26 protein-coding genes are annotated in these 25647 nt (G+C 74.0%); 12 read left to right on the forward strand and 14 right to left on the reverse strand.

What is annotated here, in order from left to right:
• Positions 1-35: 35 nt before the first annotated feature.
• Positions 36-1079 carry a CU044_5270 family protein gene (locus AC1VWI_RS23590; protein ID WP_499513008.1) on the reverse strand — a complete coding sequence of 348 codons (1044 nt, stop codon included), beginning with the start codon at positions 1077-1079 and terminating at the stop codon, positions 36-38.
• Positions 1076-1618, reverse strand: a complete 543-nt coding sequence (locus tag AC1VWI_RS23595; protein ID WP_499513009.1) for a sigma-70 family RNA polymerase sigma factor — start codon at positions 1616-1618, stop codon at positions 1076-1078. Before AC1VWI_RS23595 ends, AC1VWI_RS23590 begins: the two co-directional genes overlap by 4 nt.
• Positions 1619-1713: 95 nt before the next feature.
• Between AC1VWI_RS23595 and ctaD the strand changes: the two genes are divergently transcribed.
• Together ctaD and AC1VWI_RS23605 are read left to right on the forward strand one after the other, a co-directional pair.
• A complete protein-coding gene (gene ctaD / locus AC1VWI_RS23600; RefSeq protein WP_499513010.1) occupies positions 1714-3393 on the forward strand; it encodes an aa3-type cytochrome oxidase subunit I in 1680 nt (559 codons plus the stop codon).
• Between the two features lie 10 nt (positions 3394-3403).
• Entirely contained in the window at positions 3404-3919 is a 516-nt protein-coding gene (locus tag AC1VWI_RS23605; protein ID WP_499513011.1) for a PaaI family thioesterase, read from the forward strand.
• A gap of 4 nt (positions 3920-3923) precedes the next feature.
• Here the strand turns inward: AC1VWI_RS23605 and AC1VWI_RS23610 are convergent, their stop codons facing one another.
• Genes AC1VWI_RS23610 through AC1VWI_RS23620 form a run of 3 tightly spaced genes read right to left on the reverse strand, consistent with a single transcriptional unit; the run spans position 3924 to position 7884 of the window.
• A complete protein-coding gene (locus tag AC1VWI_RS23610; RefSeq protein WP_499513012.1) occupies positions 3924-5786 on the reverse strand; it encodes a GMC family oxidoreductase in 1863 nt (620 codons plus the stop codon).
• On the reverse strand, positions 5783-7195 hold the full coding sequence (locus tag AC1VWI_RS23615) for a tocopherol cyclase family protein (RefSeq protein WP_499513013.1): 1413 nt from the start codon (positions 7193-7195) through the stop codon (positions 5783-5785). The genes AC1VWI_RS23610 and AC1VWI_RS23615 overlap by 4 nt, the downstream gene beginning before the upstream one ends.
• Positions 7192-7884: a FadR/GntR family transcriptional regulator gene (locus AC1VWI_RS23620; RefSeq protein WP_499513014.1), complete on the reverse strand. Its 693-nt coding sequence runs from the start codon at positions 7882-7884 to the stop codon at positions 7192-7194. Before AC1VWI_RS23620 ends, AC1VWI_RS23615 begins: the two co-directional genes overlap by 4 nt.
• A gap of 193 nt (positions 7885-8077) precedes the next feature.
• On the opposite strand from AC1VWI_RS23620, the gene AC1VWI_RS23625 reads away from it, so the two are divergent.
• A complete protein-coding gene (locus AC1VWI_RS23625) occupies positions 8078-9463 on the forward strand; it encodes a serine hydrolase domain-containing protein (protein ID WP_499513015.1) in 1386 nt (461 codons plus the stop codon).
• Positions 9464-9493: 30 nt separating this feature from the next.
• On the opposite strand, the gene AC1VWI_RS23630 is transcribed toward AC1VWI_RS23625, so the two are convergent.
• Positions 9494-10867: an amidase gene (locus AC1VWI_RS23630; RefSeq protein WP_499513016.1), complete on the reverse strand. Its 1374-nt coding sequence runs from the start codon at positions 10865-10867 to the stop codon at positions 9494-9496.
• A gap of 165 nt (positions 10868-11032) precedes the next feature.
• Positions 11033-12007 carry a lysylphosphatidylglycerol synthase transmembrane domain-containing protein gene (locus AC1VWI_RS23635; RefSeq protein ID WP_499513017.1) on the reverse strand — a complete coding sequence of 325 codons (975 nt, stop codon included), beginning with the start codon at positions 12005-12007 and terminating at the stop codon, positions 11033-11035.
• A gap of 388 nt (positions 12008-12395) precedes the next feature.
• Here AC1VWI_RS23635 and AC1VWI_RS23640 point away from each other — a divergent pair, with 388 nt between their 5' ends.
• Positions 12396-13253: a SigB/SigF/SigG family RNA polymerase sigma factor gene (locus AC1VWI_RS23640; RefSeq protein WP_499513018.1), complete on the forward strand. Its 858-nt coding sequence runs from the start codon at positions 12396-12398 to the stop codon at positions 13251-13253.
• 14 nt (positions 13254-13267) lie between these two features.
• Here the strand turns inward: AC1VWI_RS23640 and AC1VWI_RS23645 are convergent, their stop codons facing one another.
• A complete protein-coding gene (locus AC1VWI_RS23645) occupies positions 13268-13573 on the reverse strand; it encodes an ANTAR domain-containing protein (protein WP_499513019.1) in 306 nt (101 codons plus the stop codon).
• 294 nt (positions 13574-13867) lie between these two features.
• Here AC1VWI_RS23645 and AC1VWI_RS23650 point away from each other — a divergent pair, with 294 nt between their 5' ends.
• The gene (locus AC1VWI_RS23650) at positions 13868-15139 is read left to right on the forward strand and encodes a ferritin-like domain-containing protein (RefSeq protein ID WP_499513020.1); all 1272 of its coding nucleotides are present in this window, start codon (positions 13868-13870) and stop codon (positions 15137-15139) included.
• Positions 15140-15172: 33 nt separating this feature from the next.
• On the opposite strand, the gene AC1VWI_RS23655 is transcribed toward AC1VWI_RS23650, so the two are convergent.
• Positions 15173-15523 carry a hypothetical protein gene (locus AC1VWI_RS23655; RefSeq protein WP_499513021.1) on the reverse strand — a complete coding sequence of 117 codons (351 nt, stop codon included), beginning with the start codon at positions 15521-15523 and terminating at the stop codon, positions 15173-15175.
• 167 nt (positions 15524-15690) lie between these two features.
• Between AC1VWI_RS23655 and AC1VWI_RS23660 the strand changes: the two genes are divergently transcribed.
• Together AC1VWI_RS23660 and AC1VWI_RS23665 are read left to right on the forward strand one after the other, a co-directional pair.
• A complete protein-coding gene (locus AC1VWI_RS23660) occupies positions 15691-16092 on the forward strand; it encodes a VOC family protein (protein WP_499513022.1) in 402 nt (133 codons plus the stop codon).
• 115 nt (positions 16093-16207) lie between these two features.
• Positions 16208-17317 (forward strand): hypothetical protein, encoded by a 1110-nt coding sequence (locus AC1VWI_RS23665; RefSeq protein WP_499513023.1) that lies wholly within the window; start codon positions 16208-16210, stop codon positions 17315-17317.
• 135 nt (positions 17318-17452) lie between these two features.
• On the opposite strand, the gene AC1VWI_RS23670 is transcribed toward AC1VWI_RS23665, so the two are convergent.
• Positions 17453-17884: a hypothetical protein gene (locus AC1VWI_RS23670; RefSeq protein WP_499513024.1), complete on the reverse strand. Its 432-nt coding sequence runs from the start codon at positions 17882-17884 to the stop codon at positions 17453-17455.
• 561 nt (positions 17885-18445) lie between these two features.
• On the opposite strand from AC1VWI_RS23670, the gene AC1VWI_RS23675 reads away from it, so the two are divergent.
• The 3 genes from AC1VWI_RS23675 to fmdA all read left to right on the forward strand — a co-directional run bounded on the left by AC1VWI_RS23675 (position 18446) and on the right by fmdA (position 20815).
• A complete protein-coding gene (locus tag AC1VWI_RS23675; RefSeq protein ID WP_499513025.1) occupies positions 18446-18724 on the forward strand; it encodes an FmdB family zinc ribbon protein in 279 nt (92 codons plus the stop codon).
• 137 nt (positions 18725-18861) lie between these two features.
• Positions 18862-19491 (forward strand): AmiS/UreI family transporter, encoded by a 630-nt coding sequence (locus AC1VWI_RS23680; RefSeq protein WP_499513026.1) that lies wholly within the window; start codon positions 18862-18864, stop codon positions 19489-19491.
• Positions 19492-19567: 76 nt separating this feature from the next.
• Positions 19568-20815, forward strand: a complete 1248-nt coding sequence (fmdA, locus tag AC1VWI_RS23685; protein ID WP_499513027.1) for a formamidase — start codon at positions 19568-19570, stop codon at positions 20813-20815.
• Between the two features lie 67 nt (positions 20816-20882).
• On the opposite strand, the gene AC1VWI_RS23690 is transcribed toward fmdA, so the two are convergent.
• From AC1VWI_RS23690 to AC1VWI_RS23705, 4 genes are all read right to left on the reverse strand, one after another.
• Positions 20883-21530: a hypothetical protein gene (locus AC1VWI_RS23690; protein ID WP_499513028.1), complete on the reverse strand. Its 648-nt coding sequence runs from the start codon at positions 21528-21530 to the stop codon at positions 20883-20885.
• 109 nt (positions 21531-21639) lie between these two features.
• Positions 21640-22215 (reverse strand): hypothetical protein, encoded by a 576-nt coding sequence (locus AC1VWI_RS23695; RefSeq protein WP_499513029.1) that lies wholly within the window; start codon positions 22213-22215, stop codon positions 21640-21642.
• Complete coding sequence (locus AC1VWI_RS23700) at positions 22208-22759, reverse strand: SigE family RNA polymerase sigma factor (protein ID WP_499513030.1); 552 nt, start codon at positions 22757-22759, stop codon at positions 22208-22210. The genes AC1VWI_RS23695 and AC1VWI_RS23700 overlap by 8 nt, the downstream gene beginning before the upstream one ends.
• Before the next feature lie 115 nt (positions 22760-22874).
• Positions 22875-23378: a MarR family winged helix-turn-helix transcriptional regulator gene (locus AC1VWI_RS23705; protein WP_499513031.1), complete on the reverse strand. Its 504-nt coding sequence runs from the start codon at positions 23376-23378 to the stop codon at positions 22875-22877.
• A 200-nt stretch (positions 23379-23578) separates the two neighbouring features.
• Here AC1VWI_RS23705 and AC1VWI_RS23710 point away from each other — a divergent pair, with 200 nt between their 5' ends.
• Complete coding sequence (locus tag AC1VWI_RS23710) at positions 23579-24427, forward strand: alpha/beta fold hydrolase (RefSeq protein ID WP_499513032.1); 849 nt, start codon at positions 23579-23581, stop codon at positions 24425-24427.
• A gap of 920 nt (positions 24428-25347) precedes the next feature.
• The gene (locus AC1VWI_RS23715; protein WP_499513033.1) at positions 25348-25593 is read left to right on the forward strand and encodes a hypothetical protein; all 246 of its coding nucleotides are present in this window, start codon (positions 25348-25350) and stop codon (positions 25591-25593) included.
• The last annotated feature ends 54 nt before the right edge of the window (positions 25594-25647 follow it).

Consider the following 25647-nt stretch of genomic DNA (forward strand, 5'->3'; position numbering starts at 1 on the left):
CCCCCGCCCCGTCCCGGCGCTGCGCGCGCCGGGCGTCAGTCCATCCAGGCCTGGTACGACATGACGTCGCCGGCCTTCACCCGGTACTCGGGCTGGTCCTGCGTGTACGTCTCCTCGATGCCCAGGACGCGCCCGTCGGCCGGGTCGAGGACGAGCATGCGGCGCAGCCCGGCGGCGTCGTGGACGTAGGCCTGGCCCCGCCTGCCCAGCCGGTCGGTGACCGTACCGGCGGGCCGCAGGCCGGGGGCGGCGGCGAGGAGCTCGTCGACCGCGGCGGTGCCGGCGGGCCCCGGCGTCCAGTCCTGCAGCAGCGAGGCCAGCGCGTCCACCAGTTCCGGGGTGCCGGCGCAGGCGCAGCCGTACACCTGGGCCAGGTACGCCCGCAGCTCCTCGGCGGAGTCCGGGGGCTCGGTCCCCGAGCGGCCGTACGGAGGGAGGGTGCCCGGCGGGTACGCGGCGCGGTGCAGCACCTCGCCGTCCGCGACGGTGTGCGGGGAGCCGCCGGAGTCGCTGATCACCGGTTCCCCGGGGTGCCGCGGGTCGGTGGCGACGACCAGTTCGGTGCCGCTGCCGTCGGCGTTCCAGCGGGTGAGGTGCTCCTCGGGCAGGGTGACGGGCGGGCGGGCGCCCGGGCCCGCCTCCATGCCCATGCTCCACATCATCACGTGGCTCCCGCGGCGGGTGCCCGGGCCGCCGCCCCGCGCCGCCGCCTCCCGTGCCGCGCCGGCCACGTCGGTCAGCGGGACCTCCCGCGACCCGGCCAGCGGACGCAGCGCCACGGGGGCGGCGACCGCCTGGGTGGTGCCGGCCCCGGAGAGCACGACGACCAGGACGGCCACCACGGTCGCCGCCACCGCGGCCAGGCCCGTGACGAGGCCGCCCACCCGGCGGGCGGTCCGGCGGGGCGCGGGGACGGGCGTTGCTCCGGGTGCTGCCTCAGGTGCCGGTCCGGAGGCCAGCAGCCGCCGCAGCCCGAGTTCGGCCCGCGCGTCCAGGGGACGGTCGCGCCAGCGCGGATCGCCGGCAGGCACGGGATCGGCACGGCGCAGCAGCTCCAGCTCCGGCTCCAGCTCGGTCATGGCCCCTCCTGGGTCACGGTCATCCCCATGCGGTCGATCTGCTCGCGCAGCCTGCGGCGCGCCCGGTGCAGGCGCATGGCGGCCGCGGAGCGCCCGCAGCCGAGGGCCACCGCCAGTTCCCCGACGTCCAGCTCCTCCCAGGCGGTCAGCCGCAGCACCTCCTGGTCGGCCGCCGCGAGCCGCCCCAGTGCCTCGTGCACCCAGGCACCGGGCGCTTCGGTGCCGGGGCTCGGCACGAGGTGCGCGCCGTGCGCCGTCTCGTGGTTCCCGATCCGGTCCAGCAGCCTGCGCCGCCGCCCCTGCCCGCGCACGCTGTTCGCCAGGCAGTTGCGGGCGACGCCGTACAGCCAGGGCAGCGCGTACGGGGGGAGCTCGGCGCGCCGCCGCCAGGCGACGGCGAAGACCTCCGCCACCACTTCCTCCACCTCGTCGTGCGCCGCCCGCCCGGCCGTCCGCCGGGCGACGTAGCGGCTGACCGCCCAGTAGTGCTCGCGGTAGGCAGCGGCGAACGCCTGTGACCGCGTCTCGTCCGTGCTCATGACCGCTTGGTGTCCGCCATGGGACCGATCATCACACCCCGCCGCTGTGACCTTTTCCGCGTGACGCCGCGGGCGGGCCCGGACACCTACCGGGCATGAGGCTCACGTTCCCGCGACGCACGGCGTCCGCCGTGGCATGGCTGACCACGACCGACCACAAGGCCATCGGCACGCTCTACCTCGGCACGGCGTTCGCCTTCTTCTGCGGGGGCGGGGTGATGGCCCTGCTGATGCGCGCCGAACTCGCCCGCCCCGGGCTGCAGGTCATGTCGAACGAGCAGTTCAACCAGCTCTTCACGATGCACGGCACCGTGATGCTGCTGATGTTCGCGACCCCGCTGTTCTCCGGTTTCGCGAACTGGATCATGCCGCTGCAGATCGGTGCCCCCGACGTCGCGTTCCCGCGGCTGAACATGTTCGCGTACTGGCTCTACCTGTTCGGCTCGCTGATCGCGGTGGGCGGTTTCCTCACCCCGCAGGGCGCGGCCGACTTCGGCTGGTTCGCCTACGCGCCGCTGTCGGGCGCGGTGCACTCGCCGGGCGTGGGCGGCGACCTGTGGATCATGGGGCTGGCGCTGTCCGGCTTCGGTACGATCCTCGGCGCGGTCAACCTGATCACCACGATCATCTGCATGCGCGCCCCCGGCATGACGATGTTCCGGATGCCGATCTTCACCTGGAACGTGCTGCTCACCGGCGTGCTGGTGCTGATGGCCTTCCCGGTGCTGGCCGCGGCGCTGCTCGCGCTGGAGCTGGACCGGAATTTCGGGGCGCACGTATTCGACCCGGCGAACGGCGGGGCGCTGCTGTGGCAGCACCTGTTCTGGTTCTTCGGGCACCCCGAGGTCTACATCATCGCGCTGCCCTTCTTCGGGATCGTCAGCGAGGTCATACCGGTCTTCTCGCGCAAGCCGATGTTCGGCTACACCGGCCTGATCGCGGCGACGATCTCGATCGCCGGACTGTCGGCGACGGTCTGGGCGCACCACATGTACGTCACCGGCGGCGTGCTGCTGCCCTTCTTCTCCTTCATGACGCTGCTCATCGCGGTGCCGACCGGGGTGAAGGTCTTCAACTGGATCGGCACGATGTGGAAGGGCTCACTCAGCTTCGAGACGCCGATGCTCTGGGCGACCGGCTTCCTGATCACCTTCGTCTTCGGCGGGCTCACCGGGGTGCTCCTGGCGTCGGCGCCCCTGGACTTCCACGTCTCCGACTCCTACTTCGTGGTGGCGCACTTCCACTACGTCGTCTTCGGCACGGTCGTCTTCGCCATGTTCTCCGGGCTCCACTTCTGGTGGCCGAAGTTCACGGGCAAGATGCTCGACGAGCGCCTGGGCAAGATCACCTTCTGGACGCTGTTCATCGGCTTCCACGGCACCTTCCTCGTCCAGCACTGGCTGGGCACGCAGGGCATGCTGCGGCGCATCCCGGACTACCTGGCCGCCGACGGCTTCACCACGCTGAACACCATCTCGACGATCAGCTCCTTCCTGCTGGGCCTGTCGATCCTCCCGTTCCTCTACAACGTGTGGAAGACCGCCAAGTACGGCAAGCCGGTCGGGACCGACGACCCCTGGGGCTGGGGACGCTCCCTGGAGTGGGCGACGAGCTGCCCGCCGCCGCGGCACAACTTCCGCTCCCTGCCGCGCATCAGGTCCGAGTCGCCCGCCTTCGACCTGCGCCACGGCGCGGCAGGGGTCCCGGAGGCCGTGTCGGGAACGGTATCCAAGCTGCCGGATACGCCACTCCCGGCGACCAGGGCCGACGCCTAGCGTCGGTGTCATGACGACGTACGAGGCCGCCACCGCCACCCGTTCGCGCACCCACACCTGGGAGCCGCGCCCCGAGCCCACCCCCGAACTGCTGGCGCTGACCGGGCGCGAGGTCCTGCAGGGCGCGATCGACGGCCGCTTCCCCGAGTCCTCGATCATGAGCACCCTGGGCTTCCGCTTCGTCGAGGTCGGCGACGGGCGCGCGGTCTTCGAGGGCGACCCCGGCGACCACCTGCTCAACCCGATGGGCACGGTGCACGGCGGTTTCCTCGCCACGCTGCTGGACTCGGCGCTCGGCTCGGCCGTGATGAGCCGCCTCCCGGCCGGATCCGCGTACACCACCGTGCAGTTGGGGGTGCACATGATCCGGCCGGTGCTCCCCGGGACGTCCACGCTGCGCTGCGAGGGCGTGGCGCTCCACGTCGGCCGGACGACGGCCACCGCCGAGGCCCGGGTGACCGGCGCGGCCGACGGGAAGCTCTACGCGCACGGCACGACGACCTGCGCTGTGCTGCGCCCCCGCTGATCGCTCAGCCGGCCGCCCGCACCGCGCCCTCGCCGACGGCCAGGGCCAGCGCCATGATGCTGAGCTGCGGGTTCACCTCGGGGCAGCTGGGCAGCGCCGAGGCGTCGGCGATCAGCACCCCGTGCACGCCGCGCAGCCGGCCGGCGGGGTCGGCCGGCGCCACCTCCGGGTCCGCGCCGAGGGCGACGGTGCCCGTGGGGTGGAAGGCCGACAGGTGCAGCTGCCGTGCCGTCACCCCCTCCAGGGCCGCCGTGAACTCCCGTGGCGTACGCGCCCGCGGGGCGGCGGGGACGCCGGTGAGGACCTCCTCGGCCCCGGCGGCGAAGAGCAGGTCGCCCATCGCGCGGACGGCGCGCAGCAGTCGGCGGCCGTCGCGGGGATCGAGGTCGTAGCGGAGCAGGCCGCCCTCGCGGCCGAGGACGCGTCCGCCGGGCCGGTCCGCGATCATCGCGCCGAACGTGGCCAGCCGTCCGGAGTCCTCCAGCTCCGCGCGCAGTTCCCGGCCCACGCCCGGCAGCACGAACGAGCCCATGCCGGGCGGCGGGGCGGTCGCCTCGACGAGGATGCCGTCCTCGTGCAGCTCCTCCACGCCGACGCTCTGCAGCACCGCCGGGCCGCCGTCCGCGACCGGCTCGGCGAACCGCCCGGCGACGCTGGTGGCGGGGTGCACGGCCAGGTTGCGGCCGGTCCGGGGGTGCCCGCCGAGGCCGGAGCGGCGCAGCAGCGGGGGAGTGCGCAGGGCGCCCGCGGCCACCACGACCAGCGGGCTGAGGATCTCCAGTTCGCTGCCGTCCGGCCGCCGTACCGCGACCCCGCAGGCGCGCGGGCCGCCCGGCCGGTCGGGCTCGGTGAGCACCCGCCGCACGTGGGCGCCGGTCACGATCCGGGCCCCGGCCGCGCACGCCTGCGGCAGCACCGACAGCTGGACGCTCTGCTTCGCCCCGGACGGGCAGCCCACCACGCACTGGCACGAGCCCCGGCAGCCGGGGGCGTTGCGCCGCAGGGGCGCCGCGCGCCAGCCGAGGCCGCCCGCGCCGAGCAGGGCGAGGGCGCCGTTGCGGCCCAGTACGTCCTGCGGCTGGCGGGCCACGCGCAGGGTGCGCTCCACCTCGTCCAGGTACGCGCCGAAGGCCACCGGGTCCGCGAGGTCCCCGAGCCCGTACTCCTCGCGCCACCGGGCCAGCACACGGTCCGGAGTGCGGTAGCAGGTGCCGGAGTTGACGACCGTCGTGCCGCCGACGGCGCGCCCGGTCGGCACGACCATCGGGGGGTTGCCGAGGGCGAGGGTCGCGCCGCCGTCCCGGTACAGCTCGGCGAACCGGTCGAGCGGGGCCCGCCGTCCGAACTCCGCGGTGGTGTGCCGCCGGCCCTCCTCCAGGACGACCACCCGCAGTCCCGCCCGTGCCAGGGTGCGCGCCGCCATCGCCCCGCCGGCGCCCGAGCCGACGACGACGGCGTCCGCGCGGGAGCGGTCAGGCCACTCGCCGGCGGGCACGCAGTCCAGCGGAGGGTCCTGCGGGGCCACGGGCGCCGTGGCGCGGGGCGGCTGCGCCAGCAGCCGTTCGGTGCCGGCCGCCAGCAGCACCGGCACCTTCACCACGTCGAGCAGGGGCAGCAGCGCGGGTCGCGCGGCGAGGCCCGCCAGCACCCGTTCCCGCTCGCCCGGGCCCAGCCGGTCCAGCCGCCGCCCGGTGCGCGCCGCAGCGTAGGCGTCCACCGCGGCCGCCGCGGCGCGGAAGCCGTGCCGGGTCCGCGCGGGCATCGCCGCCAGCAGGCCGTCCAGCCGGTGCGGCACGCCCGTGGTCCAGTCGCCGTCGCCCGCGTCGGCCAGCAGCGCCGCCACCAGGCCGCGGACGGCGGCGCTCACCGGTCGCCCACTTCTGCGTGGGCGGTGCCGGCGAGCGTCCACTCCGCCTCGGTGCGCCAGCCGCCGCGGCCCCTGCGCTCCAGCACGACGTGGGCGTCGGCGGTCTCGCTGTTGCGGCACACGGCGGGGGAGCCGTCGGGGTCGGCGTAGTCGAGGGCGAGGGTGCGCTCGGCCGGCTGGTCGACCCGTACGGTGATCCGCCGCCCGCCGGCGCGGCCGGTCACCGTCCAGCGCGGCAGGCCGATCTCGGCGGTGAAACGGCCGAGGCCGGCGCGCCCCAGGGCCGGGCGCAGGCCGCCGCGCGGCCAGTCGCGGCCGTCCCTGCGCAGCCGCAGGAACACCAGCGGAGGCAGCCGGTCCAGGCCCGGGCGGGTGGAGACGGCAGCGACGACCTCCAGCACGTCCCCGTCGCCGAGGTCGGCGTGCAGCCAGGCCCAGCGCCGGGCGTTGCCGTGGCCGTAGATGCGTGCCGAGGCCCCGGGCGCGGCCCGCAGGGCGAGTTCGCCCCCGCCGTGGCGGACGGTTCCCGTGTACCGGGCGCGGGGCGACGGCACGATCTGCGCGGCGGGCAGCAGCGGATGCCGCCACGACCAGCGCGGGAAGGTGTACAGCGGCTGATCGGTGCCGGCGTCCTCGGTGAGGTCCCAGGTGAGGTCACCCGCCGTGCCGCGCAACCGGCCGGGGACGGCCTCGACGCCGTCCGCCGTGAAGCCCTCGGCGCCCGTCGCGGCACGCCAGGGCAACGGGCCGAAGCGGGCGTGCTCCACCGGGCCCTTGCCGTCCGGGGGGAAGACGGCGGCCCAGCCGTGGGCGAAGGCGGGGGATCCGTCGGCGGGGGCGACGAGTTCGTGGTGGAGCCACAGGCCGGTGCCCGTCGCCGGGTCGGTGGCCGTGGTGTACCAGACCTCGGTGCGGCCCGCGGCGCCGTCCCAGCGCGGTGCCCACTGCGCCCGGGGGTCGTCCCGGCGGGGGAAGCGGAAGCTCGCCAGGAACGGCACGAGCGAGGTCGCCGTGCGGAAGCGCAGCGTGCCATTGCCGGCCGGCTCCGGGACGTCCCCGGCGGTGAGGGTGAAGGGCAGCGTGGTCATCGAGGCCAGCGGCCGCCGCGGGGTGACGGACTTCCAGCCCTCCAGGAGGTGGCGCTCGCCGTCGAGTGCGAACTCCAGCCGGTAGTGGATGCGCCGCCGGGCCAGCGGCGACACCTCCAGCGTGCCGGTGGCGGCGGCGTCGGCGCGGCCCGCGATGCGCAGCCGCCCGGTGGCGCGAGCCACGGTCGTGCGGTGCGGCAGCAGCAGGTCGTCGCTGCGCGCCGTCAGCTCCAGCCGTACCGGCCGCTCCCGGTCCTCGCCGCGCAGCCGTACGGTCCCCGTCATGGTCTCGGCGAAGACCGTCCCCCGTCCCGCGCTCACCGGGACTTCAGTCCCTCGCGCATGATCTCCTCGGTCGCCGTCAGATACGCCTCCGCCGCTGCTCGGGCGGCCGCACCGTCCCCCTCCTCCACCGCGGCGACCACCGGCGCCAGCCGTCCGTACGCCTCCTCCGCGTCCTGGAAGGGGCCGGCGAGGTGACGTCGCATCGGCAGGTAGGCGTTGAACAGGGTGTTGGTGAGGAGCACGTAGACGCGGTTGCGGGTGGCGCGGGCCAGCGCCCGGTGCACCTCGGCGTCCGCCAGTTGCACCGCGTCCGGGTCCCCGGCCGTGCGCACGGCCTCCACCAGGTCCCGCAGCCTGGTCCGTGCGGCGCCGCTCGCCCGGGTCGCCGCCGCGCCGGCGATCAGGGCGCCCACCCCGCGCCGCACCTCGAAGATCTCGGAGAGCCAGCGCGCGTCGTGCCGGACGAGCATGGGCAGCAGGTCGGCGCCGCCGAGGCGTTCGTAGTCCCGGACCCGGGTACCGACGCCGTGCCGTGTCTCCAGCAGTCCGGCCTGGACCAGCCGCCCGAAGGCGTGCTTGAGGGTGGTGCGGGTGACGCCGTACCCCTCGGCCAGCGTGCGCTCGGGCGGCAGCAGGCTCCCCGCGGGACGGCGGCCGGTGAGGATCTCCTCGCGGATCCGGTCCTCCAGGACGTCCACGATCGACGTGCGCGGCAGCGCTTCCATCACACCTCCATGGGTCAGTGGATGAGCCACTCAACCAATGACCCGACGCACCGTCAAGACCCGCCTCCGCGACGGACGTCACCCGCTCGGCCGCGCGCCCCCCGCCGCCCGGTCGCCGCACCGCGGCCGGCGGCTTACGTTCGCGATGGCGTGCCCCCGCCCCGCCCCGTCCCCACGGCCGAAAGGCACTGACATGACGCACCCGTGCGCCCGTCCGCCCAGGCTCCGCGGCACCGTGCGCAAGGCCGTCGCCGCGGTCCTGGCCGCCGCCGCGCTCCCCACGGCCCTGGCGTGCGGCGGGCCCGCGGACACCACCCGCTCCCCCGAGGGCACCCGGACGGCGAGGTCGGCTCCGGCCTCGCCGCTCGCGCGGGCCGAGGAGGAGGACCGCACGGCGGGCCCGGCCTCCGCCTCCCCGGCGTCCGCGTCCCCCGCGTCCGCGTCCCCCGCGCAGGCCTCCCCCAGCGGGTCACCGGGCGCCGGCGGGAACTTCCCGGCGCTCTCCGGCGACGTCGTCAAGAAGCTCGACGGCGCGATGGCGGACACCCTCAAGAGGACCGGCGTGCCCGGCGCGATCGTGGGGCTGTGGGCCCCCGGCAAGGGCTCCTACGTACGCGCCCTCGGCGTGGCCGACACGAAGTCGAAGGCGCGCATGTCGCCCGACCTCAACATGCGGATCGGCAGCGAGACCAAGACCTTCACCGTGACGGCGCTGCTGACCCTCGTCGACCGGAAGAAGGCCGGACTCGACGACCCCGTCTCGCGGTACGTGGACGGCGTGCCCGGTGGCGACGGCATCACCTTGCGGCAGCTCGCCGAGATGCGCAGCGGGCTCTACAACTACACCGACGACCCGAACTTCCAGAAGGCCCTCAAGGCCGACCCCAACCGGGGGTTCGTCCCTGCCGAGCTGCTCGCCTACGCCTTCCAGCACCCCTCGCAGGCCACCCCGGGCTCCCGCTTCCAGTACTCCAACACCAACACCGTCCTGCTGGGCCTGGTGATCGAGAAGGCGAGCGGCATGCCGTTCGGCGACTACCTGCGGCGCGACGTGCTCGATCCGGCCAAGCTGAAGCACACCGTCTTCCCCGCGGGGCGCGCCTTCCCGAACCCGCACGCCCACGGCTACACCCGGCAGACCAAGGACGGTAAGGAAGGCGACGCCACCAACTGGGACCCCTCCTGGGCCTGGGCCGCCGGCGCGATGGTCTCCGACCAGCAGGACCTGCGGGCCTGGGCCCGCATCGTCGCCGACGGCACCCTGCTCAGCAAGGCCACCCAGGCGCAGCGCACGACCTTCCTCCCCACCTCGTACCCGGGCATCGGCTACGGCCTCGGCCTCTTCGACAACCACGGCTGGATCGGGCACAACGGATCGCTGCCCGGCTACCAGAGCACCGCCGTGTACCTGCCCGACGCCAAGGCGACCATGGTCGTGCTGCTCAACACCGACACCGCCGTGGGCGGCAGCGAGCCCAGCAGCCTCTTCGCCGAGGCGATGACCAAGATCGTCACCCCGGACCACGTCTACGCGTTCCCGCCCACCAACGGCACCGGCACCAGCCCGAGCAGCAGCTGAGCGCGGGCTGCCCCGCTGGCGCGGAAGAGGTCAGCCGACCAGGAACGGCGGCCTGCGGTCCCGCCACGGGACGGCCTGCTCCAACTGCGCGGCCACGCCCAGCAGCAGGTCCTCCCGGCCCTGGGCGGCGACGAGCTGCACCCCGACCGGCAGTCCCTCGCGGCTCTGGCCGAGCGGCAGGCTCACCGCCGGATGCCCCGAGACGTTGAAGGCCGCCGTGAACGGCCCGTACGCGAACAGTTCGCGCAGCCAGGAACGCACCGTGTGCCGGGGGTCGTCGTGGCCGAGGGTGCCGTGCGGCGCGGGGAGCGCGCCGAGCGTCGGCGTGACGAGCAGGTCGTAGGCGGTGAAGAAGCGGCCCGCCGCGCGGGTCACGCGGTGCTGCGCGTCGATCGCCGCCATCAGCCCGAGCGCCGTCCACGCCTCGGTCTCGGCGAGCACCGCCCGCGACACCGCCTCCAGCAGCGAGCGGTCCAGGCGCGGCGCCGCCCGCAGCAGCGCGCCGCCACTGGCGAACGCGCCCAGCGCGGTGGCCTCCACGAGGTCGTCCGCGTCCAGGCGCGGTGTGTCCTCGGTGACGCGGTGCCCGATCCACTCCAGCACCTTGCCCGCGTCGACGGTGACCGCGGCGACCTGCGGGTCCACGGGCGTGCCCGTCCAGGCGGCGGTGGTCAGGGCGATCCGCAGCCGCCCCGGGTCGGAGCGCGCCGCCCGCGCGTACGGCGACGGGGGCGCCGGAAGGGGGTACTTGTCGCCGTACGAGGGCCCGCCCACCGCGTCGAGCAGCGCCGCGGCGTCCCGTACCGTCCTGGTCACGGCGAACTCCACCTGGAGCCCGAAGGCCGCCTCGCCCGCGAGCGGCCCGCACGGGGTGCGCCCCCGGCTCGGCTTGAGCCCGACCAGCCCGCAGCAGGACGCCGGGATGCGGATCGAACCGCCCGCGTCGTTGGCGTGCGCCACCGGCACCGCCCCCGCGGCGACCAGGGCGGCCGACCCGCCGCTCGACCCGCCCACCCCGCGCTCCGGGTCCCAGGGGTTGCGCGTCGGCCCGTAGCGCACCGGCTCGGTGGCGAAGCTCAGGCCGAACTCCGGCGCGGTGCTCTGGCCGAGCGCCACCAGGCCCGCCTCGCGGAAGCGGGTCATCAGATCGTGGTCGGCGTCCGCCACGGCACTCCGCAGGGCCCGGCTGCCGAGGGTGAACGGCACGCCCCGCACGAACGGACCGCCGTCCTTGATCACGAAGGGCACACCGCCGAGCGGCCCGTCCGCCCGGTGCGCGGGCGCGGGGTCGAACAGCGGCAGCGTCAGCGCGTTGAGCTCCGCATCCGCCGCCTCCAGGGCCCTGCGCGCGACGGCCTCGACCTCGCCCGCGCTCACCTCCCCGGCGCGGATCAGATCCCGCAACCCCGTCGCGTCCCGCTCCGCGTACTCGTGCAGCTCCAGTGTTCCGCCCTCCCGTGCCCCGTTCCCGCGGCCAGCCTGGCACGCGCCGCCCGGCCGCCACCACGGGGTTTGCGCGGGCGGGCGGTGCTCGAGCGGACGGTGGCGCGCGTCATGGGGGGGTGCGGGTCAGACGACCTTCCGGCGGACCAGCGCGCCCAGGACCAGCGCGCCGGGGACGAGGGGGAGCCACACGGTGACGATGCGGTAGCCGAGCACGGCCGAGGTGGCCGCGGCGAGGGAGGCGCCCGTGGCGACGAGGGTCACCACGAGGGCCGCGTCGACGGAGCCGACGCCGCCGGGGGTGGGCAGCGCCGCCGCCGCGACGCTGGCCACGAGGTAGGCGACGGCGACGTGGGCGAAGGGCACCGGGACGCCCAGGGCCATCGTGACCGCGACGAGGCCGGCGGCCTGCAGGGCGGGGAAGGCGAGCGATCCGCCCCACAGCGCGAGGGCCCGCGACGGCCGGGCGTGCAGCGTCCGCGCGTCCGTGAACGCCGTGGCCAGGAACGTGACCACCACCCGCCGCAGCCGCGGTACGGCGACCAGCACGACCGCCGCGACCGCGCAGACCCCGGCGGCCGCCCCCGCCGTCGGGCCGACGGGTACGGAGATGCCGTCGGGCAGCAGTCCGTCGAGCCGCAGCGCGTGCGGAAACGCGGCGAGCAGCACGGCCAGCAGCGTCCCGCGGCCCACGCACTCGGCCAGGAAGTACAGCGCGATGGCCGCCGCGGACCGGGCGGGCGGCAGCCCGCACGCCCGCATGAAGCGCAGGTTGACCGCGCTCGCCCCGATGCCCGCGGGCAGCAGGTGGTTCGCGGCGCCCGCGGCGAACTGCGTCGCCAGCAGCCGTCCCGCGGGCAGCCGTTCCAGGACCGTGCCCTGCCGCATGAACGACACCGCCACCCAGGCCAGCCCGGTCGCCGCCACGGCGGCCAGCAGCCAGCCCCGGTTGGCGTCGAGCAGCCCGCGGCCCCCGTCGGCGATCAGCTGCCAGTGCCGGGCCACCCACCACCCGACCAGCACGATCGGGGCCAGGCAGGCGATCCGGCGCAGCGTCGCGCCGCTCAAGAGGTGTGGAGTCGTCGTGGTGGTGATGCCCATGGTCCGCTCGCCCCCGCGCGTCGTGCGCCTGTCCGCAGGTGTTGTCGCCCCTTCATGCCCTGTCCGCGCGACCTGCGGGTGTCCTGCGGCTGACGTCCGTCCCGTCCCCGGATGGCGGAACGGCGCCGGGCCGGCCGCAGGGCGGTCGCGGCCGTCGCGGCTGCCGGCGCTCCGGCGGCTCGTCGCCCCCTGACGGCGGGTCATCACCGGGCCCGGAGCCGGGGGTTTGCGCACCGCCCCCTCGGGCAGGCGATCCCCGTGCTTCGGAAGGGAGGCACGCACGCGCGGGGCGCCCCGGCCGGGTCCCGGAGCGCGGAGCGTGTCCTCCCGTACGGCACGCCCTGCGCGGCGCGGCTCCCGGACCCCGCAGGAAGGCGCAGGACCAGCCATGGCCGTCCGACAGCCCCGTACCAGGCATCCGCACCCGCACCCGGGTGCCCGCCCGCGTCCGCATGACGACACCCCGGACACCGCCGAGGCGTTGCGGCGGATCGCGGCGCTCCCGGACGGCCCGGAGAAGGACGCGCTGCGCGAGCAGGTCGTGATCGCCTGGATGCCGATGTCGGACCGGCTCGCACGCCGCTTCCGGCACCGCGGCGAGTCCACCGAGGACCTCCGGCAGGTCGCCGCGCTCGGCCTGGTGAAGGCGGTGCGGCGCTACGACCCCGCACGCGGCAGCGCTTTCGAGAGCTTCGCCGTCCCCACCATCGTCGGCGAGGTGAAACGTCATTTCCGCGACCACCTGTGGGGCGTCCACGTCCCCCGCAGGGTCCAGGAGCTCCGGAGCCGGGTCCGTACCGTCCGCCACGAACTCGTCGGGACGAAGGGGCGCCCCCCGACCGTCGCCGAGATCGCCGCGCACGCCCGCATGAGCGAGCAGGACGTGCTGGCCGCCATGGAGGCCTTCGACAGCTTCGCCCCCGCCTCCCTGGACTCCGCCACCCCCGGCACGGAGGGCCGCACCTTCCTCGACACCCTGGGCGCCGAGGACCCGTGCCTGGACTCCGTCGTGGACCGCGTGGCCGTCGCGCCGCGGCTGCGCGAACTCCCGCCGCGCGAGAGGAAGATCCTCTACCTGCGGTTCTTCCGCGACATGACGCAGACCCAGATCGCCGACCAGCTGGGTCTGTCCCAGATGCACGTCTCCCGGCTGATCAGCCGCACCTGCCGCCGCCTCCGCGAGGAGGTGGAGGCGGCCGAGGACAGCGGGAACAGCGGGAACCCCCGGGCGGCCGGCGAGGCCTGACGCGGAACGCCCGGTCAGCCGGACGGACGCATGGCCCGTACGAGGGCCCGCCGGACGTCCGCCGGCAGGGGCCGGCCCCCCGCGCTGGCCACCAGCGCGGCGGCGACGTCGCGGAGCTTGACGTTGCCGTACTGGGAGGCCCGGACGAGGACCGCCCAGGCCACGTCGCCGGGGCAGGGCGTCAGCGCCATCACCATGCCGACGGCCTGGTCGATGACCGACCGGCTGCCCAGCGCGCGACGCAGTTGCTCGTTCTCCGCGCGCAGCCGCCCGATCTCGCTCTCCGCGTCGTCCTCGGGACCGGCCGGCAGGGGGACCATCGTCAGCACCTCCTGACGTCCGGATGCCCCGAATGTACGGTCCCATACGGGTACGGGAGGTGATGGCCCGACAGCCCGGGCCCAGGCGCGCGGCGCGATCCCGGACGAGGGCGTGACCAGGGTTGCCCACCGGCGTCCGGCGTCCGGGGACCGTTGGGCCGCACGGGCGGCGCGGCACGGCGCGCGCGGCGTCGCGGGCCCGGGGGCCGGGGCCCGGCTGGTAGCTTCGCCAGCCTCGCGGGTCCGCCGTGTGCCGGCTCCCGCGCGCCATTCTTCTCGGGGACGGAGACCTGTGTGACGGGACCGGTGGACGACCAGGACAACGAGCACGGGACCGCGGTCACCCTCGACCGCCGGGGCTTCGTCAAGTCGGCCGCGGCGGCCGCCGTCAGCCCCGCCGTCCTCGGCACCGCCGCCCACGCGGCCCCGCTCGCACCGTCGCTGCCGGCGGCGGCGGTCCCGGCCGCCGCCGCCGCGGCACCGATGGCCGCCCCCGGCGTCGCGGCGGCCGCCGCCCACGGCATGGTCGCCCGTCTGCTGGCCGTCCCCGCGCCGTCCCGCCGTGACGACTGGCTGCGGCAGGCCCTGCAGGTGGCCGTGGAGCTGGAACTCGCCACCATCCCGCCGTACCTGTGCGCCTGGTGGTCGGTGCGGGACCGGTCCGACACGGTGGCCAACCTGATCCGCGGCATCGTCACCGACGAGATGTTCCACATGGGGCTGGCCTGCAACATGCTCGTCGCCGTGGGCGGGCGGCCGCGGATCGCCTCCGTCACCCCCGAGTACCCCGCCCCCCTGCCCGGCGGCGTGCGCAGCAACCTGACGGTGTACCTCTCCGGGCTCACCCGCGCGTACGTGCGGGACGTCCTCATGGCCATCGAGACCCCGGAGTCCCCGCTGCCCGAGCCGTCCGCCGGGCCGCCGACCATCGGCGACTTCTACGACGGGCTCGTCACCGCCTTCCTCGACCACCGCCCCGAGCTCAGCGTCCGCGGTCAGATGGGCCAGCGCATCGGCCCCGACGAACTGCGCCCGATGCGGAACCTGGACGACGTCGTCGCCGCCGTGGAGATCATCAAGGAGCAGGGCGAGGGCAGCTCGGACTCCCCCGAGGCGCCGTCCGGCGAGGCCACCGGGGGCCACCGCGACGTGGCGCACTACTACGCCTTCGCCGAGATCTACCACGGCCGCACCCTGGAGGAGGAGGACGGCGTGTGGGCTTTCAGCGGGCCGCCCGTCCCCTTCCCGGACGTCCACCCCATGGGCGTGGTCCCCCGGGGCGGCTGGCCCCACCCGCCGCGCGAGGCCGCGACGCTGCTGCGCCGCTTCGACAGCGCCTACGGCGAACTGCTGCGCGACCTGGAGGCCGCCTGGCAGTCCGCGGACCACGGTGCGCTCAACCGCGCGATCAAGACGATGGAGCAGCTGGAGGAGCCCGCCCTGGCCCTCATGGAGATCCCGCTCGGCGACGGGCGCCACACCTACGGCCCCCAGTTCCGCCCGGTCGCTCCGGACGCGGGGCAGCCCCCGTCCGCGGGCAGCGGGTCCCGGGGACGCCGGGGGTGAGCGCGGCGGCGGCGCCTGCCGGAGGCCCCGCCGCTACGCGACCAGGAACTCGTGGACGAGCTCGATCCGGCCCACGATGTGCCGGTTGAACTCCGGGAGTTCCTCCGCCGGGACCCACAGCTCGAGGATCGTCCGGCCGCCCACCTGGCGCACCGGGTAGCGGGCGGCGAACCCGGCCTCGACCTCGAAGCGCGTCACGTAACCGGCGCCGGAGGCGGGGACGTTCCAGTCGCGGGCGATCCGGATCGCGTAGTCCTCGTCGAGCACCGGGTAGAAGAGCGGCTGCTCGGGCAGCCGCGGCGGCCACTCCCGCCACCCCGACGCCTCGACCAGGGCCAGCTCCTGCGGCCCGGTGGGTCGCCACAGCGTCATCGTGTCCGTCATCGTCGTCCTCCCCGCTCGGTCCGGCCGTCCACCGTACGGGCCGCGACGGTCCCCGGCCCACCGGATTACGGCCCGGCATAGGATCGAGGACACGGCATCGCGTGCCGGTCACCGGCCGGGTGAGGCATGGAGGTGCCCGTGAGAATGCCTTACGGAGGCATCCCACCGTGTCAGTCGAGTTGAACCACACCATCGTCCACGCCCGGGACAACCGGGAATCCGCCGACTTCCTCGCGCACATCCTCGGCCTGCGGGCCGGCGAGGCATGGGGCCCGTTCGTCCCCCTGCAGCTGAGCAACGGCGTCACCCTCGACTTCGCCGCCGTCCCGGCGGAGACGATCGTCATGCAGCACTACGCCTTCCTCGTCCCCGAGGCCGCGTTCGACGGCATCCTGAGCAGGATCCAGGAGGCCGGACTCACCTACTGGGCCGATCCGCACGGCAAGCGGCCCGGGGAGATCAACCACAACGACGGCGGCCGCGGCGTCTACTTCATGGACCCGGCCGGGCACGGCATGGAGGTCATCACCCGTCCCTACGGGAGCGGCAGCACCACCGGCGAGAGCTGAGCGGGCGGCGGGGAGGGGTCGCAAGATCCCTCCCGGTCCCGGATCTTGATGGAGTGTCAGGTCACCCGTACCCTGCCGACAGCGCGCCTCGCGCCCGTCGAGGGGAGTGGTCGTCATGGCCGAGGACCCGTCCGGTACGCCGTCCGACGACGAGATGCTCCAGGCCCTGGCGCGGCACCTGTCCGGGGACGGCGGCGCCGTCGGCCCCGGCTCCTCCGCCGGCGCGGACCTCACCTGGCACTCCCTCCTCGACTGCCGCATCCGCCGCACGACGGAGACCCGCACGGAGACCGCCAGGACCGTGAAGGGCCGCAAGGACCTCTCCGCGCTCCCCACCTACACGCACCTCGACGGCCACCGGCCCGGCCCGCCCGGGGAGCACGGCACCCTGCGCCGGATCGAGCTCGTGCGCGAGGGATCCGTACGCCACAACACCTGCCAGTGCGGCAACGGCGAATGGGCCTGCAGGCGTTGCGAGGGCCGCGGCCGGCTCCCCTGTGACCCCACCACGGCCTGCCCCGACTGCCGCGGGCTGGAGCCCTGCACCGAGTGCGACGGCACCGGCAGACGGCGGCCGCGTACCAAGGACCGCGCCGGCGACCGCGCCGCGGCGGCGCCCGCGGCCCGCACCGTCCCCGGACGCGTCCGCTGCGCCAAGTGCCGGCGCCCCGACGCCGCGTGCCCCACCTGTGCCGGGCGGGGCCGCACGCAGTGCGCCCAGTGCAAGGGGACGGGCCTCGTCGACTGCCCCAAGTGCAAGGGCGGCGGCACCGTCGCGCACGAGGCCTGCGGGGGGAGCGGGGTCGTCACCACCTGGGTCGGCGGCCTCATCGAGCAGCGCAGCCGCGAGGAGCTGGTGCGCCGTCCCCGCAAGCGGCCCCCCTTCCTCGTCCGCCGCCGCACCCGTCGGTCGGGCCGGTGGCGCAAGGAGGTGCTGACCGGCGACGACCCCCTGCCCGGCGACCTCGACGCCACGCACACCGAGGCGCTCGTCCCGCACCTCGCCCCGCGCGCGGGCGAGGCCCACCGCCGCGTCGTCCTGCGTCACTTGCCCCTCGCCCGCATCACCCTCCCCACCGACCCCGACCGCGTCTTCTACGCCTTCCCCGGGACCACCGGCATCGAGGTGTTCGGGCTGCCCTCCCGCAGCCGGGTCACCCGCGGCCTGGCGATCGCGGCGGGCGCGCTGGTCGTTCTCGTGCTGCTGCTGAGCCTCCTTGCTTAGCCGGCCCGGTCGCGCGACGGGAGCGGGGCGTCGCGGTACGGGATCCGGATCGGGGCGGTGAGCATGACGAAGGCCCCGGCCTCGTCGGAGGCTGGGGCCCTCGTGCCGCCCGGGGCGGCCGCGAAGTGCGGTGGATCAGTTCATCACGGGCTTCCCGCCGATCTCGCAGGCCTGGCAGGGCGGCCTGCCGCAGGTGCACTGCGTGATCGCCTCGAGCACGCCGCGGTCGTGGTAGAGGCACTCGTCGCGGCAGGTGTGGCGGGGGATGAACCCGGCCTGGATCTCGCCGGGCCAGGGCTCGTGGCCCTCGCGGCAGCGGACGAAGCGCTCCGGGTCGGTCTCGTGCAGCTCGTGCATCGCGGAGCGGGCCTGGTCCTCCAGCTCCCGTACCCGGGTGACCAGGGCCTTGAGCTCGGCGGCGAGGCCCTCGAAGTGCTCTGCGCCGGTCCGCACGTGGGCGGCCCGCAGGGCCATGGCTGCGTTGCCCAGGAACCTGCCGGCGTCCTGGAGGTCGGTGACGTGGTGCATCTGAAGCCCGTTCACGCCACGGACCCACACGGCGTCCATGCTCATTGTCCACCTCTCCGGCGTTCGCCTTGTTCCGTGCGAAGCGTTGTGTGCCGTCCGATGAGCGAGGCGCCATTGCCACTGCATTCACGGAAAAGGCCGATGCATATGAACGCTAAAGCCGCGAGTGGTATCCGTCCAGGAAAAGCGCAGTGAACCGCCTCACAGCGGTCATACCGCCCGGGTCGGGCGCCCCGCGCCCAGGGCAGGGCGGCGCAACCGGCCCGGTCCGGCCCCGGCGGGCGGGTGCGCGGCGCGCCGGGAAGGCCTCCGGGCGCCCCCTCCGCGAGGCCTGGAATGCGGTCGCGCCGGCGATGAGGTATTCCCGGCGAACGGACCGGGAGAAGGGCGAGTGAATGGAATCCGGTGTTTCCGATGGCGGCGGAAAGGGAACTCCGGAACTCCCTTCGGGGCGTGCTCCGGACGTCTCCTGCCGACCTTGACAACTGTCTTGCCGTGGCGTCTCCTTGATATAGGGATTGTTTCCCCGGCGTGCGCTCAACGGGGTGTGTCGCAGACGTCGAGGTTGACCTGGGTGCGCCGACGACCGGAGGCAACTTCATGGCGACCTATGAATACCTTTGCAGCAACTGCGGGCCTTTCGACGTCAAGCTCGCGATAGGTTCCGCACCCGACGCGTACGACTGCCCCGCCTGCGCGGGCGAGTCCAGGCGCGTGTTCTCCTCGCCCTCCCTCGCCCTCACGCCGCACGGGCTCGCCACCTCCCGCGAACGGGAGGAGAAGTCCCGTGAGATGCCGGACGTCGTGTCCGCCCCACCGCCGCGCGAGCGGCCGGCGCCGCGGCCCCATCCGGCGCTGTCCCGGCTGCCCAAGCCCTAGTCCGAGGGCGGTGATCGGCGCGTCAGAGGTGCTCAGGGGGGCCGACGCCGGAGCGCGGACGCTCCTCCCGCCCAGGCGGGATCAGGAGGCGCCCCGGCGGCAATCCGTCCCCACGCGGACTTAGGAGGTGCGTCCCCGTGGCGAACGTGGGACTGCTCTTCGTCGGTGCGGTGCTCTTCATGAACGGCCTGCTGCTCCTGCAGAAGGTCGACCCCAAGTCGGCGGCGGTGTTCAACCTCTTCGTGGGTGCACTGCAGGTGCTGACCCCGACGTACCTCATCTTCACGGCCGGCGGTGACCAGGACAAGATCCTGGCGGCATCCGGGATTTACCTCTTCGGATTCACCTACCTGTACGTGGGTATCGTCATCCTCGCGAACATCGACAACATCTGCGTCGGCTGGTACTCCCTGTTCGTGGCGATTGTCGCCCTCGGGTACTCGTTCGCCAATTTCCATCTCCTCAAGGACTACCCGTTCGGTGTCATCTGGCTGTACTGGGCGTTCCTGTGGGGCCTGTTCTTCCTGCTGCTCGGTCTCAGGAAAACGGAGCTCGGCACTTATGTCGGCTGGGTGACGGCGATCGAGGGCTGGGTCACCGGTGTGATCCCTGCGGCACTGCTGCTGTCCGGCTACTGGAAGCACACCACGGAGATCGCCATCGCCCTGGGTGCCTTCGGCGTGGTCGTGTTCGCGGCGCTGTGGCCGCTCACCAGGAAGTCGCGCGCACAGGCCCGCGCCGCCGCGTCGTCCGGGTCGCCGGGTTAGGCGTCCGCCCTCCCGGCCCGACGGGCCGGAGGCGTGGGCGCACCGTCCTGACCGGATCAGAAAAAGAGAGGCTGTCATGCCCGAAGTAGTTTTCAGCGTGGACCAGACCAAGTCGATGCGCGATCAGGACACCCCGGGACACAACAGGTGGCACCCTGACATCCCCGTCGCCGCCATGGTGAAGCCCGGAGCCGAGTTCCGGATGGAGTGCCGGGACTGGACCGACTGCCAGGTGGGCAACAACGACTCCGCCAACGACGTCCGCGACATCGACCTCACCATCCCCCACATGCTCAGCGGCCCGATCGGCGTGGAGGGCGCCGAGCCGGGCGACCTGCTCGTCGTCGACATCCTCGACCTCGGCCCCGTACCCCAGCAGAGCGGGGACGCCGCGGGCCAGGGCTGGGGGTACACCGGCATCTTCGCCAAGGCCAACGGCGGAGGCTTCCTGACCGACTACTTCCCCGACGCCTACAAGGCGGTGTGGGACTTCCACGGTCAGCAGGCGGTCTCCCGGCACCTGCCCGGGATCCGTTTCACCGGCATCACCCACCCCGGGCTGTTCGGGACCGCCCCCTCCGCCGAGCTGCTGGGCCGGTGGAACGCGCGCGAGAAGGCGCTCATCGACACCGACCCCGAACGCGTCCCGCCGCTGGCCGTCCCTCCGGACCCCTCCCACGCGCTCGCCGGCACGGCCACCGGGGACCTCGCCACGCGCATCTGCGCGGAGGGCGCCCGCACGGTGCCGGCCCGTGAGAACGGAGGCAACCACGACATCAAGAACTTCACGCGGGGTTCGCGGGTCTTCTACCCGGTGCACGTCAAGGACGCCAAGCTCTCCGGCGGCGACCTGCACTTCAGCCAGGGCGACGGGGAGATCACCTTCTGCGGCGCCATCGAGATGGGCGGCTTCATCGACTTCCACGTCGACCTGATCAAGGGCGGCATGGAGACGTACGGCATCTCGACCAACCCGGTGTTCATGCCCGGCAACGTCGAACCGCGTTACTCGGACTTCCTCACCTTCATCGGGATCTCCGTCGACCACGACACGGACACCAACTACTACCTCGACGCGACGCTCGCCTACCGGCGCGCGTGCCTCAACGCCGTCGAGTACTTCAAGAAGTTCGGCTACAGCGGCGAGCAGGCCTACCTGCTGCTCGGCTCCTCCCCCATAGAGGGACGCATCAGCGGCATCGTCGACATCCCCAACGCGTGCTGCTCCCTGTACGTGCCGACCGCCATGTTCGACTTCGACGTGCGGCCGTCGGCCACCGGACCGGCGCGGGCGGACCGCGGCCGGGCCGCGCTGACCTCCTGACCGCCCCGCTCACCCGGGTCCCGGTCCTCCTCGGGCCGGGACCCGTCCGCGCCCGTACCGCCCGGGGTCAGGGGCGGTAGAGCGACTGGAGCCTGACCACCTCGCCGTTGAGGTCGAAGCTGACGTCGTAGCCCGTCCATTTCCGGTCCGCGGCGGGCTGGGCCCACCACCGGCTGATGAACTGCGTCTGGGAGTAGGTGTGGGGGACGGAGTCGTCGCCCAGCGGGACCGACAGCAGGACCCGGCCCTCCGGGGCCATGCGTACCGTCGTGTAGGAGCCCTTGCCGGGGATGATCTCCCATCCCTCTATCGGTCCCGTGAGGGGTTCCTTGCGGGCGGAGCGCACCGAGAGGTAGGTGCGCCCGTCCTTGATCCACGCGTTGTCGATCTGCACGAACTGCTTGCTGCCGGCCCAGCGCGCCGGAGCCTGCGGTGAGGGCGCGTCCGAGGGGCCGTCCGAGGGGCCGTCCGACGACGGGGCCTGGGCGGAGTGCGTGGGGGAGGGCGCGTCGGAGTGCTTCACCGAGGGCGGTGCCGAGGGCGAGGCGGGGGCCGAAGTCGGCGCCGGGGCGGGGGACGAGGCGGCCACGTCGGTACGGCCGGTGTCCCCGTCGCCCTTCCCCTCCCCGGAACAGGCGCTGAGGGCGAGGGCAGCGAGGGCGAGGGCGGCGAGCCCGGTGGCGGCGCGGCGGTGCGGGGAGAACGGAGAGAACACGGTGGGTCCCATCGGGTCGGGTACGGGCGGCGTGCACAGGCTCTACGCACCGGACCGCCGCGCGGGTTACACCGGGAATGTCATGGACCGGTAACAACTCCCCGCCGCGCTAACCGGCCTCCCGCAGGGACGCCACCCGCCCCTCGCCGTCGTAGTCGATCTCGAACATCCACCGCGGCCCCCCGGCCAGCCGGCCGACCAGCTCGCCCAGTTGACGGTCCGCGGGCTGCCCGCCCGACAGCCGGCGCGTCTCCACCAGCGTCGTGCTCGGCAGGGTCAGCGTGTGCACCACGCCGGTGGGCGTCGGCCGCCCGCCCGCGACCGCCCGGAGCTGCCGCACGGTGACCCGCACGCTGTCGCCCTGGGCCACCGCCTCGTGGACGTAGCCCAGTTCGCCGGCGTACTCCTCGCCCGGCGCGGGGGCCGGGGGGACGAAGCGGGAGGGCGGCGGCGACGGGGTGACCGCCGCCGGCTGCGGCCCCCGGGCGGTCCCGGCCAGCGCGAGGCCGCCGCCCAGCAGCGCGCAGGCGAGCACGGCCACGACGGACGCCCGTACCGTCCGCGCGCGGCGGCGGCGCTCTTCGCCGCGGGCCCGTACCTGGTGCGCGGCCGCCGGTACGGCCCGCCCACGGCCGGACTCGGCGAGTTCGGTGAGGAGCCTGCCCAGCTCGGTCCCGTCAGCCATGCTTCCCCTCCGGAAGTCGGCCCGCCCCGGGGTCCAGTTCCGTGTGCGCCAGCAACCGCGCGAGCGTCGCCCGCCCGCGGCTGAGGTGCACCTTGACGGTGCCGACCGGGGAGCCGGTCTCGGCGGCCACCTGCTCCACCGGCAGATCGCACAGATGGTGCAGGACGACGGCCCGCCGCTGCCCCTCCGGCAGCTGCCGCAAGGCCTCTACCAGCACCACGTGGTGCGGTTCCGGCGCCGGCACGACCGGGGGCGGGCCCTGCCGGCGGGCCAGCGCCAGCGCTGTGCGCACGCGTCGCCAGCGGCTGACGGCCAGGCGCCACGCCACCGTGCGCACCCAGGCCTCGGGCGCGCCGTGCAGATCGAGTTCGGCCCGGTGCTCCCAGGCCCGGGCGAACGCCTCCTGCACCACGTCCTGCGACTCCGCGAGGTCGCCCGTCATCGCGTACAGCTGGCCGATGAGGCGGCCCACGCTCGCGCCGTAGAAGGCGTCGAACTCACGCTCCCCCATCACGCGCCCCGGAGGGTCCTCCGGCAGTCCCATACCTCATCCCCCGGCCGGACGCCGTGCGTCCGGGCACACACGTGATCAACGCCGCGGGACCATTCTGTTGCCCGGGGCGACCACGCTCAAGCGGCGGCTACGGCGGCTACGGCGGCTACGGCGTCGTCGCGGCGGGCCCGGCGCCCGTGGTATGCCGGTCCACGTTGGCCGTCAGCCGGCGCAGCAGGTCCTGTGCGGTCCCGATCTCCTCCCGGGCCAGCCCCATGGCCTCCCCGATCGCCAGCGGCACGGTGCGGATCCGCTCCCGCAGCGCGGTCCCCTCCGGGGTCAGCGCCACCTCCACCACCCGCTCGTCGTCCGCCCGGCGCTGCCGCTCGAGCAGGCCGTGCGACTCCAGGCGCTTGATCAGCGGCGTGAGCGTCCCGTAGTCCAGGTGCAGGGCGGCCACCAGCTCCTTGACGGACACGGTGCCGTGCTCCCAGAGCACGACCATGACCAGGTACTGGGGGTAGGTCAGGCCCGCCGCGTCCAGCAGCGGCCGGTAGACGCCGGTGACCGCGCGCGAGGCCGCGTACAGCGTGAAGCAGAAGTGGTCGTCCAGCAGCAGCGAGGGTTCCGCGGTGTCGCCGTTCCCGGGTGCGCGGGTGTCGTCGTTCACGATTCCCTCCCCCTCCTTGGTCGTCGGTGGTTCTCCCGGCGCACATTGTCGCACCTTCCGTGCGGGCCAGTAACTCGTCTCCGATTGACTTGCGCACAAGTTAAGTGGACGCTAGATTTCTCGTCATCGCCCGGAGCGGACGCCCCGGACCGACCGCCTGTCCGGCGTGCCAGCCGGGTGCCGTACGCCAAGGAGCCACCGTGAACCTCAAGACCGTCCTCCGCCCCACCCGCAAGACCGTCGCCGCCCTGGGCGCCGCCGCCGGCGTCGCGGCCCTCACGCTGGCGGCCACGGCCCCGGCCAACGCCGCCAAGGCCGCGCACCGCCCGCAGGAGAAGAAGCCCACGGTCGTCCTGGTGCACGGCGCGTTCGCGGACTCCTCCAGCTGGAACGGCGTGGTGTCGCGCCTGAAGCACGCGGGCTACCCGGTCGTGGCCCCGGCCAATCCGCTGCGCGGCCTGGCGAGCGACTCGGCGTACGTGCACAGCTTCCTGAAGAGCGTGAAGGGCCCGGTCGTGCTCGTCGGCCACTCCTACGGCGGTTCGGTGATCACCGAGGCCGCGGCCGACTCCCCCAACGTCAAGGCGCTGGTCTACATAGCCGCCTTCGCCCCGGACAAGAACGAGACCGTCACGCAGATCTCCGACAGGTTCCCCGGCGGCACCCTCGGCGAGACCCTCAACGCCGTGCCCTTCCCGCTCCCCGGCGGCGGCACCGGCACCGATCTGTACATCAAGGCCGACAAGTTCCGCGCCCAGTTCGCCGCCGACGTGCCGAAGTCCGTCGCCGAGCAGATGGCCGCCACCCAGCGCCCCGTGGCCGCGTCGGTCTTCGACGAGAAGGCCGCGGGCGCCGCCTGGCGGACCATCCCGTCCTGGGACCTGGTCACCACCCAGGACAAGAACATCACCCTCGCCGCCCAGCGCTTCATGGCCGAGCGGGCCCACGCCCACACCGTCGAGGTCAAGGCCTCCCACGCCGTCTCGGTCTCCCGCCCCGGCGCGGTGACCCGCATCATCGAGCAGGCCGCCCGCTCCACCGTCCGCTGACCCACCCCGCCTACGCCCTCGAAGGCCTGACGGGGTCTTGCGGCGATCGGCGTGGACGCCCCGGACACCGAGGAACGTCGAAGGGCCCCACCGCGACCGGTGGGGCCCTTCGACAAGGTGCCCGGTGAGGCACTGGCGGAGGATACGAGATTCGAACTCGTGAGGGGTTGCCACCAACACGCTTTCCAAGTCTGTTGGTGTATGTGAGCGGGCCGACCGTGGCAGTCCACCACCGTTCAGCCTGGTTCGGCGTAGCGGTTCATCCCTGATGTGGTCCTCAGGTGAACGGGCTTGGACGCCGATGAATGAGACGGAAACTGAGACGGGCTGCCGTCTGGAGTGGAGGGCGGCCTCGGATGCTGGCGGCTTGCTGGCGGGCTGCCGCTGCTTCAGCGATGGCCCCACGCCGATCAGCTTCAAAGGGTAGGACGCCGGCCAGCGACTCCAACGCTGCAGCTATCTGCTCTCGCCACTCGGCGTATGCGTCGCTGTCGCCTTCGGCTGGCCTGAGCCGTTTTACCCTTCGCAACTCTACGAGGGCGGCTTTCAGACCGGGTTCGATGGACCCTGCCAAGATTCCTTCTTGCGTTGTCTTGAGGAGGCAGGCTACCGCGGGCGCTCTGAGCTTGGGAATCACCGGGCCGTCACGGAGGGGGTTGACGCTGACCAGCGCAAACGGCCTCTGGTGATTAATCGCGAGGCGTCGCGCTTGACTGCTCTTGACCGCTGGGATCCGCTCTTTCTGGCACGGATCTGGCACGGATCTGGCACGGGCTTCCATCCGCTCTGACGGGTCGCGTCACCGACCCCGCACCCGACAACACTGTCACCCGAATGGCCCAACATGACGTGCCACTCATATGGGTGAAGATCAAGCTGGCTAGTGCCCCAACCGAGGCAATCTGTGAAAGGCGAACCAAATGCGCATTCGACGAATCCTCGCCGCAGTCTTCGCCACGGCAGCCCTCGCCGGACTCGGCCTCACAGGCGCCGCCACCGCCACCGCCGCCACCGCCGCCACCGCCGGCGGCGTCACCCCGGCCAGCGTCACCCCGGCCAGCGTCACCCCGGGTGAGTGCACGGACGGCGGCGGAACGATCGATCGGTCGACGCCCGTGCTCCCGACCTGCAGGGGCGGTATGTACGACGGGCAGACGGTCGACTAACCCCCACTAGGGCCCGTTGTGAAAGTGGATCGGCGCCCCGCAGCCACGCGTTGC

The sequence above is a fragment of the Streptomyces sp. TOM-9 genome, assembly GCF_056858595.1.

Excerpts from the sequence above, each read along its gene's own strand:
- AC1VWI_RS23590 (WP_499513008.1), bottom strand. The coding sequence starts at position 1,079 with ATGACCGAGCTGGAGCCGGAGCTGGAGCTGCTGCGCCGTGCCGATCCC.
- AC1VWI_RS23595 (WP_499513009.1), bottom strand. The coding sequence starts at position 1,618 with ATGAGCACGGACGAGACGCGGTCACAGGCGTTCGCCGCTGCCTACCGC.
- ctaD (WP_499513010.1), top strand. The coding sequence starts at position 1,714 with ATGAGGCTCACGTTCCCGCGACGCACGGCGTCCGCCGTGGCATGGCTG.
- AC1VWI_RS23605 (WP_499513011.1), top strand. The coding sequence starts at position 3,404 with ATGACGACGTACGAGGCCGCCACCGCCACCCGTTCGCGCACCCACACC.
- AC1VWI_RS23620 (WP_499513014.1), bottom strand. The coding sequence starts at position 7,884 with ATGGAAGCGCTGCCGCGCACGTCGATCGTGGACGTCCTGGAGGACCGG.
- AC1VWI_RS23625 (WP_499513015.1), top strand. The coding sequence starts at position 8,078 with ATGACGCACCCGTGCGCCCGTCCGCCCAGGCTCCGCGGCACCGTGCGC.
- AC1VWI_RS23635 (WP_499513017.1), bottom strand. The coding sequence starts at position 12,007 with ATGGGCATCACCACCACGACGACTCCACACCTCTTGAGCGGCGCGACG.
- AC1VWI_RS23640 (WP_499513018.1), top strand. The coding sequence starts at position 12,396 with ATGGCCGTCCGACAGCCCCGTACCAGGCATCCGCACCCGCACCCGGGT.
- AC1VWI_RS23645 (WP_499513019.1), bottom strand. The coding sequence starts at position 13,573 with ATGGTCCCCCTGCCGGCCGGTCCCGAGGACGACGCGGAGAGCGAGATC.
- AC1VWI_RS23655 (WP_499513021.1), bottom strand. The coding sequence starts at position 15,523 with ATGACGGACACGATGACGCTGTGGCGACCCACCGGGCCGCAGGAGCTG.
- AC1VWI_RS23665 (WP_499513023.1), top strand. The coding sequence starts at position 16,208 with ATGGCCGAGGACCCGTCCGGTACGCCGTCCGACGACGAGATGCTCCAG.
- AC1VWI_RS23670 (WP_499513024.1), bottom strand. The coding sequence starts at position 17,884 with ATGGACGCCGTGTGGGTCCGTGGCGTGAACGGGCTTCAGATGCACCAC.
- AC1VWI_RS23675 (WP_499513025.1), top strand. The coding sequence starts at position 18,446 with ATGGCGACCTATGAATACCTTTGCAGCAACTGCGGGCCTTTCGACGTC.
- fmdA (WP_499513027.1), top strand. The coding sequence starts at position 19,568 with ATGCCCGAAGTAGTTTTCAGCGTGGACCAGACCAAGTCGATGCGCGAT.
- AC1VWI_RS23695 (WP_499513029.1), bottom strand. The coding sequence starts at position 22,215 with ATGGCTGACGGGACCGAGCTGGGCAGGCTCCTCACCGAACTCGCCGAG.
- AC1VWI_RS23700 (WP_499513030.1), bottom strand. The coding sequence starts at position 22,759 with ATGGGACTGCCGGAGGACCCTCCGGGGCGCGTGATGGGGGAGCGTGAG.
- AC1VWI_RS23715 (WP_499513033.1), top strand. The coding sequence starts at position 25,348 with ATGCGCATTCGACGAATCCTCGCCGCAGTCTTCGCCACGGCAGCCCTC.